At 58.8% G+C, this 16,682-nt stretch carries 12 protein-coding genes; 8 read left to right on the top strand and 4 right to left on the bottom strand.

From position 1 onward, the window contains the following. The first annotated feature begins 17 nt into the window (after positions 1-17). On the top strand, positions 18-1,691 hold the full coding sequence (malQ, locus tag AAF739_01310) for a 4-alpha-glucanotransferase (GenBank protein ID MEM6381285.1): 1,674 nt from the start codon (positions 18-20) through the stop codon (positions 1,689-1,691). 11 nt (positions 1,692-1,702) lie between these two features. Further along, a complete protein-coding gene (locus AAF739_01305; GenBank protein MEM6381284.1) occupies positions 1,703-3,334 on the top strand; it encodes an alpha-D-glucose phosphate-specific phosphoglucomutase in 1,632 nt (543 codons plus the stop codon). 126 nt (positions 3,335-3,460) lie between these two features. Here AAF739_01305 and AAF739_01300 read toward each other — a convergent pair whose 3' ends face one another. The 4 genes from AAF739_01300 to AAF739_01285 all read right to left on the bottom strand — a co-directional run bounded on the left by AAF739_01300 (position 3,461) and on the right by AAF739_01285 (position 10,080). Next, positions 3,461-5,788, bottom strand: coding sequence for an EAL domain-containing protein (locus tag AAF739_01300; GenBank protein MEM6381283.1), 2,328 nt, complete (start codon positions 5,786-5,788; stop codon positions 3,461-3,463). 174 nt (positions 5,789-5,962) lie between these two features. Beyond that, positions 5,963-7,249 (bottom strand): FAD-binding oxidoreductase, encoded by a 1,287-nt coding sequence (locus AAF739_01295; GenBank protein MEM6381282.1) that lies wholly within the window; start codon positions 7,247-7,249, stop codon positions 5,963-5,965. Then, positions 7,243-8,631: an aspartate aminotransferase family protein gene (locus AAF739_01290; GenBank protein MEM6381281.1), complete on the bottom strand. Its 1,389-nt coding sequence runs from the start codon at positions 8,629-8,631 to the stop codon at positions 7,243-7,245. Before AAF739_01290 ends, AAF739_01295 begins: the two co-directional genes overlap by 7 nt. A gap of 15 nt (positions 8,632-8,646) precedes the next feature. Beyond that, entirely contained in the window at positions 8,647-10,080 is a 1,434-nt protein-coding gene (locus AAF739_01285; protein ID MEM6381280.1) for a glutamine synthetase family protein, read from the bottom strand. A 186-nt stretch (positions 10,081-10,266) separates the two neighbouring features. On the opposite strand from AAF739_01285, the gene AAF739_01280 reads away from it, so the two are divergent. From AAF739_01280 to AAF739_01255, 6 genes are all read left to right on the top strand, one after another. Beyond that, positions 10,267-11,577 (top strand): glutamine synthetase family protein, encoded by a 1,311-nt coding sequence (locus AAF739_01280; GenBank protein MEM6381279.1) that lies wholly within the window; start codon positions 10,267-10,269, stop codon positions 11,575-11,577. Positions 11,578-11,736: 159 nt separating this feature from the next. Then, complete coding sequence (locus AAF739_01275) at positions 11,737-12,834, top strand: polyamine ABC transporter substrate-binding protein (GenBank protein ID MEM6381278.1); 1,098 nt, start codon at positions 11,737-11,739, stop codon at positions 12,832-12,834. Positions 12,835-12,890: 56 nt separating this feature from the next. Next, positions 12,891-14,048, top strand: coding sequence for an ABC transporter ATP-binding protein (locus AAF739_01270; GenBank protein ID MEM6381277.1), 1,158 nt, complete (start codon positions 12,891-12,893; stop codon positions 14,046-14,048). Further along, on the top strand, positions 14,045-14,971 hold the full coding sequence (locus AAF739_01265; protein ID MEM6381276.1) for an ABC transporter permease subunit: 927 nt from the start codon (positions 14,045-14,047) through the stop codon (positions 14,969-14,971). The genes AAF739_01270 and AAF739_01265 overlap by 4 nt, the downstream gene beginning before the upstream one ends. Continuing rightward, complete coding sequence (gene speB, locus AAF739_01260) at positions 14,968-15,882, top strand: agmatinase (GenBank protein MEM6381275.1); 915 nt, start codon at positions 14,968-14,970, stop codon at positions 15,880-15,882. The genes AAF739_01265 and speB overlap by 4 nt, the downstream gene beginning before the upstream one ends. Beyond that, entirely contained in the window at positions 15,879-16,676 is a 798-nt protein-coding gene (locus AAF739_01255; protein MEM6381274.1) for an ABC transporter permease subunit, read from the top strand. The genes speB and AAF739_01255 overlap by 4 nt, the downstream gene beginning before the upstream one ends. Positions 16,677-16,682: the final 6 nt, after the last annotated feature.

Genomic DNA, 16,682 nt, shown 5'->3' with positions numbered 1-16,682 from the left:
ACGGCAAGCCCCCTCGAATGCCTAAGGGGATACCTTGGGAACTGACCTTGGAGGACGGCCGCCAATTGGAAGGGGGGGCAGCGCTCGAAGCTTTGCCGTTTGGGCTTCATGAGCTTTCTATCGCTGGCAGTTCGACTGATCGGAGTATCCTCATTTCCTGCCCCAAACAATTGCCGCTGCCTTCGCGCGCCTGGGGTGTCATGCTTCCCTTGCACGCACTGCGCAGCCCGAGGCTTGGGGGGCTCGCGACCACAAAGGATCTGACGCAAGCGGCCGAGGGCTTTGCACAGCTTGGCGCAAGTTTCGTAGGTCTTAATCCGATCCATGCCGGCTTTTGGGGCGATGCAAGTGGATACAGCCCCTACATGCCATCCCACAGACGGCGGCTCAGCAGTTTCTTTATCCCCTCAAACGACGATCACGGCCCAACCGGTGACCTGCTAGATTATAGCGTGGAAGTCCCTCGAAGGCGGCAGGCGCTCGAAGCTGCTTACGCAGCTTTCGACGGCGATGAGGATTTTACAGCATTCAAATCACATGAAGGTGAGCCACTGCACCGGTTTGCGCTTCATCAAGCCCTATCAGATCAACATGGACCGTTTTGGACGTCTTGGCCGAGCGAGCTGCAGGAACCCGCTGGGCAGGCCGCCCGGGGAGCTTCTGAAGAGTTGGCCCCGGAAGTAGACTTTCACTGCTGGCTTCAGTGGAAGGCGGAAGACGCCTTGAGAGATGCGCAGCGGAGCATGCAAACTGCTGGCATGGCGACGGGGCTCTTTCTCGATCTTGCGGTCGGGACTCATCCTGCGGGTGCGGAAACATGGGAAGACCGCGACACGTTTGCTTATGGCGTTTCGCTAGGCGCACCGCCCGATGCCTTTGCTGCCGATGGACAAGCATGGGGACTGGCCCCGTTCAATCCGATCAGCTTAATCGTGAAGAGCTTTAGGCCCCTTGCCGAAACGTTGGAACGCCAGTTTCGGTTCGCCGGTGCTCTTCGCATCGATCATATATTAGGCTTCGACAGGACTTTTTGGGTTCCCGAATCCGGCGAGCCGGGCGCTTATGTGCGGATGCCGCGAGACGCGATGCTTGCGGTCGCGCGCCTCGCCGCTGCGCGCGCTGGCGCGTTCATTGTTGGTGAGGACCTTGGCAACGTACCGCGCGGCTTGCGTCCCGCTTTGGAAGCAGCGGGCCTGCTTGGGTGTCAGCTGCAGCTGTTTGAACGTGACCGTTCGGATCGGTCAGCGTTCAAACGCCCCGATGACTTCCCGGAGCGTTCGATGGCCAGCTTCTCCACCCACGATCTGCCCACTTGGATGGGCTGGAGGCAGAGCCACGATATCAGGTCTCATCAACGGCTTGGCCATATCGACGAGGTTGAGGCAGCTGCCGCGTGCGAAGAGCGGCGACAAGACGTAACGGCGTTCGATGCAATGACGTCTGCCCATATGGCGGGGACTGTGGACGTTGCCAACGTCGACACCATGCACAGCGCTCTGGCGTCGACCAGAAGTGCTCTTGTGCTGTTGCAGATTGAGAACCTGCTGGAGATCACGCCTCAACCCAACCTGCCCGGGACCAGTACCCAATATCCGAACTGGCGGCAAAGACTGCCCGAACCGCCAGCCGCCTTGGCGCACCATAACGGTGTCCGCCGCGCTGCAAGCATTATGGCCAGAAGCGGCCGGTGAAAGGAAACAGCATGACCGTTCAGACCGTTTTCGCGGGGCCGTTCGACGGCCAGATACCGGGCACATCCGGCCTGCGCAAACAGACGCGGGTCTTCGAGGAGCCGCATTACCTTGCGTGCTATGTTCAAGCGATTTGGCAGGGCATGGGGGGCCTTGAGGGCAAGACTCTCATTTTGGGTGGCGACGGTCGCTACTTCAACGAGCGGGCCAGCCAGATCGTACTAAAAATGGCGGCTGCAGCTGGGGCAGCGCGGGTCATTGTGGGCCAAAACGCGTTGCTCTCAACGCCGGCCGCGTCGCATCTTATACGCCTCCGGCAGACAGATGGCGGCATTATCCTGTCGGCCAGCCACAACCCAGGCGGGCCTGATGGTGATTTCGGCGTGAAGTACAACACGCCGAATGGCGGCCCAGCACCGTCGGACGTTACCAAGCGAATCGAGCAGGCAGCAGCGGCGGTCAGCTCCTATCGTATTTTTGATGCGCCGGACCTCGATCTGAGCACCACCGGCGAATGGACGCTCGGCGCGATGACGGTTGAGATCGTCGATCCTGTTGCCGACTACGCGGCGCTCATGGAAAGCCTTTTTGACTTCGATGCGATCGCAGCCCTTTTCCGCTCCGGCTTTCGCATGCGCTTCGACGCAATGCACGCGGTGACTGGACCGTACGCCAAAGCGCTGCTCGAGCAACGGCTGGGTGCTGAGGCTGGCACGGTCATTAATGGTTCCCCGAGCCCGGACTTCGGCAACGGCCACCCGGATCCAAATCCGGTTTGGGCAAGGACACTGATGGACGAGATGCTTGGGCCGAACCCTCCAGACTTCGGTGCCGCGTCCGATGGCGATGGAGATCGCAACATGATCGTCGGTCCGGGACAATATGTTGCGCCGTCGGACAGCCTTGCTCTGCTTGCTGCCCACGCGACTAAGGTTCCCGCCTACCGTGAAGGCCTGTCAGGCGTCGCGCGCTCAATGCCGACATCCGCTGCGGTGGATCGCGTCGCCGCCTCGCTTGGCATCCCCTGCTTTGAGACACCAACTGGGTGGAAGTTCTTCGGCTCTTTGCTTGATGCCGGTAAAGCTACCTTATGCGGAGAAGAAAGTGCAGGCACTGGCTCAAACCATGTCAGAGAAAAAGACGGTGTCTGGGCTGTGCTCTTCTGGCTCAACATTCTCGCAGTCGCCCGCGCCTCCGTTGCTGAGCTGACCGCGGAGCACTGGAACAAATTCGGCCGAAACTACTACTCCCGGCATGATTATGAGGGTGTCGACAGTGAAAGCGCACACGCGCTCATGCAAGCGCTGGAGGCCAAATTGAAAGACCTGCCTGGCCAAGAGGTCGCTGGTATGACAATCGCCGCCGCTGACAACTTTGCCTATACCGACCCTGTGGATGGCTCGACAGCGATAGCCCAAGGAGTTCGAATTCTTTTCGAAGGCGAGGCCCGCGTGGTCTTCAGGCTCTCGGGAACCGGAACACAGGGCGCGACGCTGCGCGTTTACCTCGAACGGCTGGAGACCGATCCAGAAAAGCTCGCCGAAGACACGCAAACGGCGCTTGCTGCGGTGATCAAAGCGGCTGAATTGCTTGCTGGCATCAATCGGCACACCGGACGCAGCGCCCCAGACGTGATCTCTTAGACCCGATGATGGGCCCTGAAGATCTGGAGCGACAGAGCGACCTGCCAGTCACTGTGTAAAAGGCCGTTACTCAGCGAGGTTTTACGTCGCTCAGCGCTCATTCCGATGAACAGACGCGGGATCAGTTCACGCTTTTTCCAGCTGCTGCGCCCATGGCTCCGGTCTGCCAAATAGGAACCCTTGGAACAGTCCGCAACCCTCTCGGCGCAGAGCTTCGACCTGTGCCTCAGTTTCGACGCCCTCAGCGACGACTTCAGCACCGAGGTCTGCACCGAGCGAACTGACTGCCCGTACAACGGCCGCGCTGATGGGGTCTTCGATAATGCGTTCGACAAACGACTTGTCTATTTTGATCTTATCGAAGGGGAACCGCCGCAAGTAGCTCAGCGATGCGTGTCCCGTGCCGAAATCATCCAGCGCTAGCCTTAGACCGAGGTCGCGAAGCTCGTTAAGCGTCTGCATTGTGCGGGCATCGTCTGACATAATCACCGTTTCGGTGATCTCGAGCTCTAACCGGTCTGCTTCGACCTTGTATTGCTTAAGCGTGTCGCTCACTCGCTGCACGAACTTTGGATCCCGTAATTGCAAGGGAGAAAGGTTCATGGCCAATCGACGGCCTCTCGGTAGGCGTGAGGCTGTCTGAACGCTCTTCTCGAGGACCCAATCACCCAAAGCCAGCATAAGGCTGCTCTCTTCAGCAATTGATACGAACCGGCTTGGAGAAACTGCCCCACGTGCCGGGTGATCCCACCGCAAAAGCGCCTCATAGACTTTAACCTCGGCGGTCTGCGCGCAGACGATCGGTTGCAAGTAAAGCTGGAATTCGCCTTTTTCGATCGCAACACGAAGATCGTCTTCGAGCTCGCGCCGATCTCGTAGGGCCTCGCCCATCGCTTCGGTGTAAAAAGCGTACGTCTTGCGGCCAGCCTTTTTGGCTTCATAAAGCGCGACATCAGCATCGCGAAGAAGTTCAGCGGGTTCCTGACCCTGGAAACTGGCAACACCGACGCTCACGCCGATGTTCACTTGGTTTTCGCCAATCATGAACGGTTCATTCAAAGTGCGAACAATCCTGCGGGCGAGGGCTTCGGAGTCCCTGCGGTTACGCACACCTGTCTGAAGGATCGTGAATTCATCACCGCCTAGACGCGCAAGGGTGTCACCCGCCTTGATCGAACGCCGGAGCCGTTTGCCAACAGAGACCAGTAGACGGTCGCCAGCCTGATGGCCGAGCGTATCGTTCACATCTTTAAAGTGATCGAGATCGAGACACAGCACAGCCACTGATGACGCGGTATGGGGTTGCAGGATCGCCTCGCGCAGCTTTTTCAGAAGCATGAAGCGGTTGGGAAGGCCTGTCAGGTGATCATGGTGCGCAAGGTGGCTGATCTCCTCCTCGGCGGCCATGCGGTCGCTGGCGTCGACCACTGTCCCCTCAAAGTAAAGTGGATTGCCGTCTAGGTCGCGCACGAGCCAAGCGTTCTCGGAAACCCAAATCCGTTCCCGGGTGTTATGGCGATAGACTTCCGATACGAAGTCGGTGATGCGACCTTTCTCGAGCATCTCGCGCCGGAACGTTTCGCGCCGACCGGGTTGAACATACCATTCGCGGGCTATGTCGTTGACACTCTTAAGTAAGTCATCCTCGGTACGGTAACCGTTCAGGCGTACCAGGGCAGGGTTGGCGCGCAATTGCCGACCTTCGATACTAGAGCGATAAATCCCAATCACAGCATTATCGAAGAGGCTGTTGTACTCTTGTTCAGCCATGCGGAGGCGTCGAACCTGCTCTGCCTGTTCATGGCTTGCACGAACGGTCAACAGACAGTTGCCGCCCTCGATAGACTGGGTGTAGATCATCAGGTCTCCACCAACTTTTCCGCTAACCGTCAGCGGCGCGGCTTCGAAGCGGGTCGCTAGTTCACCGTCGGCAATTGCCGTGATCAAGTCTTCGAGGGTTGGTGAAGCGGTTGCGCCGGGCTGCCTGCTGCCGTCCGCAGCGGGGCTTAATCGCGGTTCCGTCGCGTTTGAGACGTGCCGAAACGCTTCGCGAAGTGGCGCTTCAGATAATGCGGCACGCGGTACGTGCACTTCGAGGCCCAGCAGCTGCCAGGCTGCTTTGTTGATAAGCGCGATGCGTCCCCGATGGTCGACCATGATGACGCCATCGTCCAACAAGTCGAGGCTTGTGGTTGGCAGGCTGAGCCCACCCGCAGCAACGTGCTGGGTCGGCGTACGTCCCTGAAATTGGTTTTGGGACGTTGTGAGGCCGCGGTCGAGGACTTCTTCAGCAATTGCACTGCTGGCAGAATAGCAAGCGCTGACTGCCTCCAGCAGTCGCTCAACGTCCAGCTTGCCTGATTGCGTTGCATCGGTCACCTGCTGCTTAATCAGCGGGTGGAGCGCCTTTGGCGCATTATGGCTGGTCGCAGTTTGTTTTGGCTTCGATGCCATCGTCGGTCACAATCCTAACACGAAACAAGGGATTGGGCTTACCGTAGATCGGCGGCCGACTGACCCCGACGCAATACCGCTACGTTATCCAGCTTAACAACCGGTTTCTAAATCGCTGCATTTGTTCCAATCTGGAAAAGCGGCTGTTCCAATTTGGAAACGTTCTCTGGCGGGCTAACCGATCCGATCGCGCAGCGCAAAGTAGCTCATCGCCAGGAAAAGGATCGGCGCCCGAAAGGCGGGACCACCTGGAAAACGTGGACAAGGAAAGGTGCTCATTAAGTCGAGCAGATTATCGTCATGACGAAGAGCGTCGGCGATGATTTTGCCAGCGAAGGGTGCGTTAACCACCCCCTGTCCCGAGAAGCCCGCAGCGACGGTGATCCTGTTGTCCACCCTCCGTATGAAGGGCAGACGATGCTGCGTCACCGCCAGCGTCCCGCCCCAGGCAAATGCGATCGGAGTTTCGGCAAGACTGGGATAAATATCCACCAGGTGTGGGCGTACGAACGCCGCCAGGTCATCGGGAAAAGCTGTGTGGAATTTCTCGCCACCACCAAACAGTAACCGACCGTCTGGCGTTGGGCGCCAGTAGCGGACGATGAACCGGGTGTCGGCGGCGGCCATACCTCCTTGTAGGATGCCGTTGGGTGCGCCTGCACCAATGGGCTCGGTTGCAACGATGAAGTTGGTAATGGGCAGCACCCGAGAATCCATTTCCCGATTAAGGCCCTTCATCAGCCCGTTGCCGCACAAAACCATTGTCTGCGCCGAAACCGTACCGCGAGCGGTGACAGCGGCGACATGCCCGCTACCAGTCTCGATGGACAAAACAGGCGTCCTGTCGCAGACCACGGCGCCTTCGGCTTCTGCAGCCTTTGCAAGTGCTGTTACAAAGCTGAGCGGATGCAGGTGGCCTCCACGATGATCGACAAGCCCACCGACATGCCCGCTCGTACCAAGCGCATCGCTGGTTTGTCCGGCATCGAGAATATCGGGAGCATCGGCACCAAAGCGCGTCTGCGCTTCCTCGGCAGCCAAGATCTCCTCTTCGAAGTCTTTCTGGCTTCGGCATGCTGTGATGAGCCCATACTTGCGGTCACAGGCAATCGCGTGGTCCCTTATGAGCCCGTCGAGATGTGCAAGCGCATCATCTGCTGCGCTCTTGACGCGTTCGGCGATATCGTCGCCCATCTTTTCGGCGAACCAGCTAAGCTCTTTACGGAACCCGGGATGGATTTGCCCGCCATTGCGGCCAGACGCGCCCCAACCAACGCGCTGCGCCTCAAGGACGATGACGCGGAAGCCTGCTTTCGCCAGATGGTATGCAGCTGATATGCCCGTGAACCCGCCACCAACGATGCTGACGTCGAAACTTGCATCGCCATCGAGCGGGTCACGAAGTGTATCGAGGTCTGGCGGCAGGCTGGCGGCGTACCAACTTGACGCGTGCTCTACCAAAGCCCACGGCGTTTAAGTTCCGCTCCCGTCTCATCGAAAATTTCGGTCACCGTTTTCGCCATCCAAGCCAACTCGTCCGGTGTAATAACGAGGGGAGGCGAGAGGATCATAGTATCGCGCACCGCGCGCATGACGAGCCCATGGTCGAAGGCGATATCCCGACAAATCGTTCCGACCTCACCCTCACTTGGGAATCGGTCGCGCACGGGCTTACCAGGCACCAACTCCAGTGCACCAAGCAGGCCTTTGGTCCGCGCTTCCCCAACCAATGGATGATCACCGATTTCTTCAAACAGTGTTGCCATCATCGGCGCCGCCACCGTGCGGACATGGTCAGGGACGGCTTCCCGCTCCATGATCTCCAGATTGGCCATCGCAGCAGCCGCACAGGCCGGATGGCCGGCGTAGGTTGTGCCGTGGAAGAACTCCCCGCCTTGCTCTTCAATCACAGCCGCAATGTCGTCATGGACCATCACCGCACCCAATGGCAGGTAACCCGACGTGATACCTTTGGCGAGCGTCACGATTTCAGGTTCAATGTCGTAGATGGTTGAGCCAAACCACGCGCCAAGGCGACCGAAGCCCGAGATCACCTCGTCTGCGACAAGTAGAATATCGCGATCGGCCAGCACTCGCTTGATTTCCGGCCAATAGGTTTCGGGCGGTATGATGACGCCTCCAGCCCCCTGGATCGGCTCCGCCATGAATGCGGCCACCTTGTCATGTCCGATGGCGTCGATCGCGTCAGCGAGCTTTCGCGCGGCAACGACCCCGAATTCGTCCGGGCTCCTATCGCCACCCTCACCAAACCAGTAGGGTTGGTCGATATGGTGGATGCCAGGGATCGGGAGATCGCCTTGTTTGTGCATCGCCGCCATGCCGCCCAGGCTCGCCCCTGCGACGGTTGAGCCGTGATAGGCGTTCCAGCGGGTGATGATGGTCTTTTTCTCGGGCTTTCCTTGAAGGTCCCAATAATGCCGCACCAATCGCAGGGCTGTATCGTTAGCCTCGGACCCCGAGGAGACATAAAAAAACTGATTGTAGGGCTCAGGCGCCAGTTCCGCGAGCTTGTGAGAGAGCGCGACCACCGGCGGATGGGTCGTCTTGAAAAAAGTGTTGTAATACGACAGCTCACGCATCTGCGTGGCGACCGCATCGACAATTTCGTGTCGCCCGTGGCCAACCTGGACGTTCCACAAGCCGGCCATACCGTCCATGATCCGGTTACCATCGCTATCGGTGAGCCAAACGCCTTCGCCTTTCACAATAACACGGCTGCCCTCCGCACGAAGTGCCCCATGATCGGTAAACGGATGCAGATGGTGTCGCGCGTCTAACTCGCGCAACGCGGCGGTGGGATAGGCGTTGGATAGCTCGTTCATGACCGACGCATTCCGTTAAACGCTTAGCAGCAGATGCTCGCGTTCCCAGGGACTGATAACGCGCATGAAAGTGTCGTACTCCGCTTCCTTGATCGCTTTGAAAGTGTAAACGAAAGTTCGGCCTAAGATATCCACCAAGCCCTCATCAGCGGTCAGTTCATCGAGCGCGTCGTTAAGCGAGCGTGGCAGACCGTAAGGCAGGTCATGGCCCCAATCTTCGATGGGATCATCCGGCATCAGTCCTGCCACCATGCCCAGATAGCCGCAGGCCAGCGACGCAGCGAGCGCAAGATAAGGGTTGCAGTCCGATCCCGGAACACGGTTCTCGAGCCGCCGCGCAGACGCCGACGATGTCGGCACGCGCAGCCCCACAGTGCGGTTGTCATGACCCCAATGCAGGTTGATCGGTGGCGAGCCCAGCGCGCCCCGGGCGAGGCGGCGATAACTGTTCACATAGGGCGCAAGGATCGCCATGACATGCGGCAGATACCGTTGCTGGCCGGCTATGAAGCCGTGGAAGGCCGGTGTCGCCCCACCCTCTTCGGCGTCCGAAAAGATCGTTTGGCCCGTCTCCGCATCCACGACGGATTGGTGGATATGCATCGCTGAACCAGGCTCCGGCGACATGGGCTTGGCCATGAAGGTCGCGTACATCTCGTGGCGCAGGGCCGCTTCCCGAATGGTCCGCTTGAACAGAAAGACCTGATCCGCCAACGTAATCGGGTCGCCATGGCGCAGATTGATTTCCATCTGCGCCTTGCCTTCCTCATGGATTAGCGTGTCGATCTCCAGCCCTTGCTTCTCGGAGAAATCGTAGATGTCGTCGATCACATCATCGAACTCATTGAGTGCGGAGATGGAGTAGCTTTTGCGCCCCGATTCGGGACGTCCCGAGCGCCCAATTGGCGGTTCAAGCGGGTAGTCGGGGTCCTTGTTTGGCTTGATAAGGTAGAATTCCACCTCCGGTGCCACCACGGGCCGCCAGCCACGCGCCTCATAAAGGCCTACCACCCGTTGCAAGACCTGACGCGGTGAAGACGAAAAGGGCTCACCGGTGCGCTCGTAGGCGTCGTGAATAAGCTGTGCCGTTGGATCGCTCTCCCACGGAACGACGCTCAACGTTGAATAGTCGGGCTGAAATAACAGATCACCATCGCGCGGATCGTAACGGAAGAACTTGTTCTCTTCGGGGTATTCGCCAGCGATGGTCTGCCGAAAGATGGCGCTCGGCATTGTCATGGTTGCGCTCGAAAAATACTTCGAGACAGGCATCATCTTGCCGCGCGCAACGCCAGCCTGATCCGGCACGATGCACTCAATGTCCTCAATGCCGCGCTCCGACAGCCAGGCAAGCGCCTCGGCAGCGTCGCGTACGCCTCGCTCCAGGCTGATGGGAGCGTCTTCAGCGAACTCCAATGGTGGCGTTGCCTGGTGCTGGGGCTGATGCATGGCTTTTCCAAGCTGATACGTTGACCATCATCGTTAGACCCGATCCGCTGGCGTCTCAAGGCTGAGGTTTCTGGCAACCTCGGTCCTCGACAATGGAGCGAAAAGCGCTGAGAACGGAGGTTTTGGGGGGTATGCTCTATGAATGCCGTCCTGCTCCCACCCTCCGGCCCAAGTCGACGAACGCCTATGAACGCTAGCTCGCAGACCGACCCTCAGTCGATCGAGGTCTTTCTCACCGATCCCAACGCTATCCTGCGCGGCAAATGGCTGCCCGGCTCAGCTTTGAGCAAGCTCTCGGATGGCGTCGCTTTTCCCTACTCCCTTATGGGCGTCGATGTTTGGGGCCGGGAGGTCCATGAAACCGGGCTGCACATTTCCTCCGGCGACAAGGATGCGCTGTGTCTGCCCGTTGCTGGGCGCACCTTGAGCATGCCTTGGGCGAAGCGCCCCACGGTCCAGGCCATGCTCACGATGCATCACAGCGATGGCAGCCCGTTCATGGGTGATCCGAGGCACGTGCTCGCCGCGCAAGTCGCGCGTCTTGAGGAGAGAGGGCTTACGGCGCAAGTGGCTCTGGAGCTTGAGTTCTATATTTACGAGCGCAGTGAGCACACCGGTCGTCCGCACCCCATTGGCACACTGCCCGCCGGTCCCGATCAACAGGACATGTATGCGCTGCGTGATCTGGACCGTCACCGGCCGTTGATGGACGCCATCCTAAGCGCATGCGTACAGCAAGATATACCCATCGACGCGTGCGTATCTGAGGCTGCTCCGGGCCAGTACGAGATCAATCTCAAGCATCGCGACCCGCTCGGCGCCGCCGATGATGCGGTGATGTTGAAGCGCTTAATCAGCGCCGTCGCCAAGGCCCATGCAACCGATGTGACGTTCATGGCCAAGCCCTTCTCCGATCAGCCGGGAAATGGCATGCACGTACATGTGTCGTTGGTGGGGCAGGGTGGGCCCGTCTTTGCAAATCCTCAGACAGGCGAAGATACTTTGCGCCTCGCGGTCGCGGGATGCCTTGAGACCATGGCCGACGCACAGCTGGGCTTTGTCCATTCCTACAATGGCTTTCGCCGAATGGAGCCAGGTTCCTATGCTCCTGCGTCGCTCAGCTGGGGCGAAAATAACCGCTCGGTTGCGGTTCGTTTGCCCCGAGCCGATCCGCCCGCGCGACGGCTCGAACACCGTCTCGCCGGTGCCGATGCGAACCCCTATATCGTTATGGCTCTTGTTTTAGCGGCCATGGTCAAAGGGATGGACGAGGGCCGACCTCCGGTTCCTGCATCTGAAGGCAACGCCTACGAAGACAGCGAACTGACCCGGCTGAGCTCATCGATGGAGGACGCGATCACGCGCTTTGAAACAAGTGACTTCGTTTCAAATTCTTTGGGTCCGGACTATTGCAAGCTTTTCTGCGCTCTCAAACGAGCTGAATATCGCAGCTTCGCTGACCACATTTCGTCGATCGAGCACAGCATTTTCCTGTAACAGCCCAAATAAACAGCGTGCCCGTTAATGAGGCGTAAGCAGGCGCCAGCCATGCGCGAATACCCTTGTCCGTCGGCGCAAAGCGCAATAGCGTGGATTGAAAGTCGGGCGGAAAGACCCGACCGGGTAGCAGCTAACAATCAGGGAAATTCAACACTTATGCGCCGCCATTTCACCGTTCTGACCGCGCTCACAGGCGCCCTTATCGCATCCACGGCATTCACCGCTCAGGCTCGCGAGGTGCGGGTCTTCAACTGGTCGGATTACATCGACGAGAGTATCCTCGAAAAGTTCACCGAGGAGACGGGGATCGAGGTGACCTACGACGTCTTCGATTCCAACGAAGTACTCGAAACGCGGCTTCTCGCCGGCCAGACGGGATATGACATTGTGGTGCCGACAGGAACGTTCCTGGCGCGGCAAATTCAGGCCGGTGTCTTTCAGGAACTCGACAAGGATGCACTACCAAACCTCGCCAACATGTGGGGTGATATCGAACAGCGCATGGAACTCTACGACCCCGGTAACGCCTACTCGATCAACTACATGTGGGGCACGACCGGCATCGGGATCAATGTCGATATGGTACGCGAGCGTTTGGGCGAAGACTTCGACTACAACACGTGGGACCTGGTCTTCGACCCTGAGGTTGCGGCCCAGCTCGAGGATTGTGGCATCTTCTGGCTCGATGCACCGACGGAGATGATCCCCGCCGCGCTCAACTATCTCGGTCTTGATCCACGCTCAACTGACCCCGACGAGATTGCCCAAGCCAGAGATATGATGATGGCTGCCCGCGACACGGTCCAGAAGTTCCACAACTCCGAAAACATCAACGCAATCGCGAACGGTGACATTTGCGTAGCTGTCGGCTGGTCCGGCGACATGCTGATCGCCCGCGACCGAGCTGCCGAAGCCGACAATGGTGTGAACGTGGAATATCTCATTCCGGGTGAGGGCGCTTTGATGTGGTTCGACCAGATGGCCATTCCAGCCGATGCGCCGAACGTTGAGGAAGCGCATGAATTCCTCAACTTCATCATGGACCCCGAGAACATCGCGGCAGCTTCCAATTACGTCTACTACGCGAACGGCAACGAAGCCTCCAAGTCGCTGTTGAACGAAGACGTCATTGGAGACACAGCGATCTATCCTGACGAAGAAACGGTTGGGCGGCTTTACACCATCCTGCCCTATGACCCGCGTACGCAACGGGTCGTCACGCGCAGCTGGACCACGGTCAAAACTGGTCAGTAAGCATTCATCAGCCCCGCGGCAGCGTCGCGGGGTTGATAGGTTTCGGGGGAGCATGCATGGCGAAAACGTTGGGACCCGTACGTCGCGCGTTCGCACCTTGGGACGACCCCATCGCAAAACCTCTGATTCGCTTTGAGAATATCACCAAGCGGTTCGGTGATTTCATCGCGATCGACAACATCACACTCGACATTTATGAGCGTGAGTTCTTCGCGCTTCTAGGCCCATCCGGCTGTGGCAAGACCACGCTTATGCGCATGCTTGCTGGCTTCGAGATGCCGACAGAGGGGCGCATCTTCCTTGATGGCCACGACATCTCGGCGGTCCCCCCGCATCAGCGCCCCGTAAACATGATGTTCCAGTCCTATGCGCTGTTCCCGCATATGACGGTGGAGAAGAACATCGCGTTCGGCCTGAAGCAGGACGGGCTGCCCGGCGACCAAATCAACGCTCGCGTTTCCGAGATGTTGGCGCTGGTGAAGCTCGAACCGTTCGCAAAGCGCAAGCCTGATCAGCTCTCGGGCGGACAAAGGCAACGCGTTGCGCTGGCAAGGTCGTTGGCCAAACGACCAAAGGTTCTTCTGCTCGATGAGCCGCTGGGCGCGCTCGACAAGAAACTGCGCGAAGAAACCCAGTTCGAATTGATGGACCTTCAGGAGAAGCTGGGCATGACCTTCCTGATCGTTACCCACGATCAGGAAGAGGCGATGACGGTTGCTGACCGTATCGCGGTGATGGATCTTGGCCGTTTCGAGCAAATCGATCCCCCGTCGGTAATTTATGAGGAGCCAGCATCGCGATACGTCGCGGGCTTTATCGGCGATGTTAATATGATCGAAGGCACAATTGAGCGCGAAGGTGGCCACTGGAAACTGAAACCGAACGCGCTGCCGAATGCAATTTCCGTAACACCACCAGACGAGGTCGCTCCCGGTCCAGCGACGCTGGCGATCCGGCCCGAGAAGCTCGCGATCAGCCTGACCGCGCCGGAACAAGATGACGCCCGTGCAGTCATCGAGGGTGAGGTTTGGGACATTGGGTACATGGGCGATGTCTCGATCTTCCACGTTCAGCTTCCGGGCGATGAGAACGGCGAGCGCCTGATGCGCGCAACGATTGCGAACACAACCCGGCTCGTCGAGCGGCCAATCGCCTGGGAAGATAAGGTCTGGCTATCCTGGGACGTCGATGCTGGGGTGGTGCTGACACAATGAGGGCAGGCGGCGCCTCGTCAGGCGGTTGGGGCCGGCGTTTTGTCATCGCAGTTCCGTACTTGTGGCTGCTCGTATTCTTCCTCGCGCCCTTTGCCATCGTGTTGCGGATTTCGGTTTCGGAAGTCGCTATCGCGATGCCGCCTTACACGCCCACATTCGATCTGGCCGCAGGGCTTGGGCAGTTCTGGCGTGACGTTCAGCAGTTGTCGTTTGCCAACTATGAATGGCTTGCAGGCGATCCGCTCTACATCAATTCTTACCTGTCCAGCCTCTGGATCGCTGGCGTCTCGACGTTCCTGACGCTTCTGATCGGCTTTCCTATCGCCTACGGCATGGCGCGTGCGCCGCGCGGGCTTCGGCCCATCCTGATGATGGCGATTATTTTGCCGTTCTGGACCAGTTTTCTAATCCGCGTTTACGCATGGATCGGCATTCTGAAGCCTGAGGGCCTGCTCACGCTGTTTGGCCAGACCATCGGTCTGCTCGGTCCAGAGGATCAGTTTCGCATCCTCAACACCAACGCCGCCGTCTATGTCGGCATCGTCTACTCCTATCTGCCGTTCATGGTGCTGCCGCTCTACGCTGCGCTGGAGCGGCTTGATGGCTCGCTGCTTGAGGCAGCGCAGGATCTGGGCTGCACACCGCTCAAGGCCTTCTGGGTGATCACCGTGCCGTTGGCCGTTCCGGGCATCATTGCGGGTTGCTTCCTCGTTTTCATTCCAGCGGTCGGTGAATTCGTCATCCCTGATCTTTTAGGTGGCTCGGATACCCTGATGATCGGTCGCACTCTGTGGAACGAGTTCTTTAACAACCGCGATTGGCCTGTGTCATCGGCCGTCGCAGTTCTGCTGCTGCTTGTTCTGATTGTGCCCATTGTCGCCTTTCAGCACGTCCAGCAACGTCAGCAGGAAGCGGGCCGATGAGTGGCTATGAGCGGCCCACCTTCTCCTCAGGGACGAGTTTCATCGATGCTCCGTTTGGAAAACGCGATGCGCCGTTCTGCGTGATGGGCGCGCCGATGGATTGGGCGACTTCCAACCGTTCCGGTACCCGTGAGGGTCCGCACGCAATCCGCCGCGCTTCAAGGCTCCTGATCGATGGCGATCATCCCAACTTCGGCCTTGACCCGCTTTCACTTGGGCTGAGCGATCTTGGTGATGTCGATGTCCTGATTGGTGATATTGCCGAAAGCCATCGCCGCATCGAAGAGGCCGCGACCGGTCTCAACCACCTGTGTACCTTAGGCGGCGATCATTCCGTGGCCTTGCCGCTTCTGCGCGCCGTCGCAAAGAAGCATGGTCCACTTGGTCTGGTGCAGTTTGATGCCCATGCGGACACCTGGGAAGACAATTTCGGTCAAAGCCTCGCCCATGGCACGCCATTCTACCACGCGATGCAGGAAGGGCTGACGGACCCGAAAAGAACAATCCAAATTGGTATCCGCGCGCCGATGAGCCAGATGCTCCTACAGGAAACTGTTCTGGCGCGGGGGATCACCATCCTGTCTGCTGAAGACGTGCACGAACTGGGTCCGGCTCAAGTCGCCCAAAAGGTCACAGAGATTGCTGGCGATGGTCCTACCTACCTAACCTTTGATGTGGATGGGCTTGATCCGGCCTTTGCGCCGGGAACGGGGACCCCAGAGATGGGTGGTCTGCATGCGTGGCAGGTCCGGGCTATCATGCGGAGGCTCTCGCCCATCAACTTTGTCGGTATGGATGTGGTCGAAGTATCGCCCCCCTTTGATCATGCCGAGGTCACTGCCCTAACAGCCGCCACGGTCGTTTGGGACTATCTTGCCCTCCAGGCCGCGAAGGCGGGTAGTATGCCATGAACCGGATGAGCGCATTCAACGTTACTTCGCTGACCTTAGGGTTCGCGTTCCTATACCTGCCGATCCTGATCCTTGTCATCTACTCGTTCAACGACAGCCGGCTCGTCACGGTCTGGGGAGGCTTCTCAACGCGCTGGTACGGCGAATTGTTTCAAAATGAGGGCCTGATGGACGCAGCCTGGGTGACCGCGCGCGTTGCATTGGTGACCGCCACCGTTGCCACCGTTCTCGGCACCATGGCGGCAGTGGCTCTGGTCCGTTTTGGTCGGTTCGGGGGGCGCACCGTATTTTCCGGAATGATTTACGCGCCGCTTGTTATGCCCGAAGTAATCACCGGCCTTTCTCTGCTCCTGCTGTTCGTCGCCATGAATTTCGCACGCGGCTTCTGGACCGTGGTGATCGCGCACATCACGTTCTCCATGTGCTACGTCGCTGTTGTCGTGCAGTCGCGCCTGATCACGTTTGATCAGAGCCTCGAGGAAGCAGCTCAAGACCTCGGTTGTCCGCCTTTCAAGAGCTTCTTTCTGATCACGCTACCGGTCATCTTACCCGCCGTACTCGCAGGATGGATGCTTGCGTTCACACTGTCCTTGGATGATCTGGTCATCGCAAGCTTCGCGACCGGACCGGGGGCGACCACCTTACCCATCAAGATCTATTCGCAGATCAGGCTTGGTGTAACGCCTGAAATCAACGCGATCTGTACCATCTTGATCGGGCTAGTCGCCTTCGGAATTCTGGCGGCGTCCGTTGCGTCCAAGCATCGGCTGTTGCGTGCCGATGCGGCTGGTTAGCCGCGC

The sequence above is a fragment of the Pseudomonadota bacterium genome, assembly GCA_039024915.1.
Lineage (GTDB): Bacteria > Pseudomonadota > Alphaproteobacteria > Rhizobiales > MH13 > MH13.
Note: the sequence above shows the minus strand (reverse complement) of the source record. Positions and strands in the feature narration are given on the sequence as shown.